This window comes from Streptomyces nanshensis (assembly GCF_001751255.1).
Taxonomy (GTDB): domain Bacteria; phylum Actinomycetota; class Actinomycetes; order Streptomycetales; family Streptomycetaceae; genus Streptomyces; species Streptomyces nanshensis_A.
The window spans coordinates 1-2,257 of the sequence record NZ_LJGW01000072.1 but is presented as its reverse complement, the minus strand read 5'-3'; the positions used below and the strand labels follow the sequence as shown (position 1 = coordinate 2,257).

Below are 2,257 nucleotides of genomic sequence, written 5' to 3'. Positions count from 1 at the left end.
TGCTGGGCGACGCCGGACCGGGCGTCGCCCTGGTCGCCGTCGGCGGCTACGGACGCGGTGAACTCTCCCCGCGCAGCGACCTCGACCTGCTTCTGCTGCACGACGGCATCGCCGGACCCGACGGCATCGCGCGGATCGCCGACCGGCTCTGGTATCCGGTCTGGGACCTGGGGATCTCGCTGGACCACTCCGTGCGTACGCCCGACGAGGCGCAGGCCACCGCGCGCGAGGACCTCAAGGTGCAGCTCGGGCTGCTGGACGCGCGGCACATCGCGGGCGACGGGACGCTCACCGCCCAACTGCGCGCCACCGCCCTCGCCCAGTGGCGCGCCCGCGCCGCGGCACGGCTGCCGGAGCTGCGCGAGACGGCCGCGGAACGGGCCCGCATGCACGGCGAGTTGCGCTTTCTGCTGGAACCCGATCTGAAGGAGGCCCGCGGCGGGCTCCGGGACGCCACCGCGCTGCGGGCCGTCGCCGCCTCCTGGCTCGCCGACGCTCCGCGCGACGGACTGGCGCGGGCCCGCGAGACGCTGCTCGACGTACGCGACGCGCTCCATCTCTCCACGGGGCGTGCCACCGACCGGCTCGCGCTCCAGGACCAGGACCAGGTCGCCGCGGAGCTGGGCCTCGCGGACGCGGACGCCCTGCTGCGGCAGGTCTACGAGGCGGCCCGCACGATCTCCTATGCCGCCGATGTGACCTGGCGCGAAGTGGGCCGGGTCCTCGGGGCGAGGGACGGCGGGCGCCGCGGGTCCTCCTCGCGGGGACCGTCCGCGCGGGAGCGTACGCCGCTGGCCGACGGCGTCGTCGAGCACGGGGGCGAGGCGGTCCTCGCCCGTACGGCACGGCCCGAGCGGGACGCCGTACTGCCGCTGCGTGCCGCCGCCGCAGCCGCACAGGCCCGGCTGCCGCTGGCACTGCCCGCCGTACGCCGGCTCGCCGCGGCGCCGAACCTTCCGCTGCCGTGGCCCGCGGAGGCCCGCGAGGAGTTCGTCACCCTGCTCGGCGCGGGCGAGGCGACGGTGCCCGTGTGGGAGGCGCTGGACGCCGGGGGACTCGTCAGCCGGCTGCTGCCGGACTGGGAGCGGGTGCGCTGCCGCCCGCAGCGCAACCCCGTGCACCGCTTCACCGTCGACCGTCATCTCGTGGAGACCGCGGTGCGCGCCTCGGCGCTGACGCGGCGCGTGCAGCGGCCGGACCTGCTGCTCGTCGCGGCGCTGCTGCACGACATCGGCAAGGGCTGGCCCGGCGACCACTCGATCGTGGGGGAGACCATCGCCCACGACATGGCGGGCCGCATGGGCTTCGGCACGCGCGACGCGGACGTCCTGGCCCGGCTCGTACGCCACCATCTGCTGCTCGTGGAGACGGCGACGCGGCGCGACCTGGACGACCCGGCCACGATCCGTTCCGTCGCGGACGCCGTCGGAAGCGTCCGCACGCTCGAACTGCTGCATGCCCTGACGGAGGCGGACGCGCTGGCCACCGGGCCCGCGGCCTGGTCGGCCTGGCGGGGCACCCTCGTCGCGGACCTGGTCAAGCGGGTCTCCGGGGTGCTGGCAGGGGAGGCCGTCGAGGAGCACACCGAGCCGTTCGTACCGTCCGCGGAGGCCGAGCGGCTCGCGGTCGAGTCATGGCGCAGACGGGGTCCGGCGCTCACGCTGAGCGCGGCACGGCGCACCTCCGGGAACGTCCCGGAGGAGAAGCGCGAGGCTCGCGGCGAGCACGGCGAGCACGACGCGTACGAGGGGCAGGAGGAGCACAGCGGTCCGGTCGGCGCCGAACTGCTGGTCACCGTGCCCGTCCGCCCCGGCCCCGGGCAGCCGGGCGCCCATCCGGACGCGGACGACGAGGCACCGGGGATGCCGGTGGGCGGCGCCGGGAGCGGTGCGTACGCGATGGGAGTGCTGCCCGCGGTGGCGGGCGTACTGGCGCTGCACCGGCTGACGGTACGTGCGGCGGACCTGCGGATGATGCGGCTCCCGGAGGAGGTGGCCGGGGGCGGGCCTGAGCCGGACGCGGCGGATTCGGCGGACGCGGCGGGCTCGGGCGTCGGCTCCGGTGNCGCGGCGGGCTCGGGCGTCGGCTCCGGTGAACAGGCGGCTCCCGGCGGGCACTTGGGCCCGGACGCGGCCGCCGGCGGTTCCGGGCCCGGCGGTTCGGGTTCGGACGGTTCCGGGTCCCGCGACGACGAGGCCGTGCTGCTGCTCTCCTGGCGGGTGGCCGCCGAGTACGGTCCGCTGCCGCCCGCGCTGCG

Annotated in this window: 1 pseudogene; it reads left to right on the top strand. The window is 76.9% G+C overall.

Going from position 1 to position 2,257, the window contains the following annotated elements:
• Nucleotides 1-2,042, top strand: a pseudogene (locus tag AN218_RS03565) ([protein-PII] uridylyltransferase); the annotation flags it as partial.
• Nucleotides 2,043-2,257: the final 215 nt, after the last annotated feature.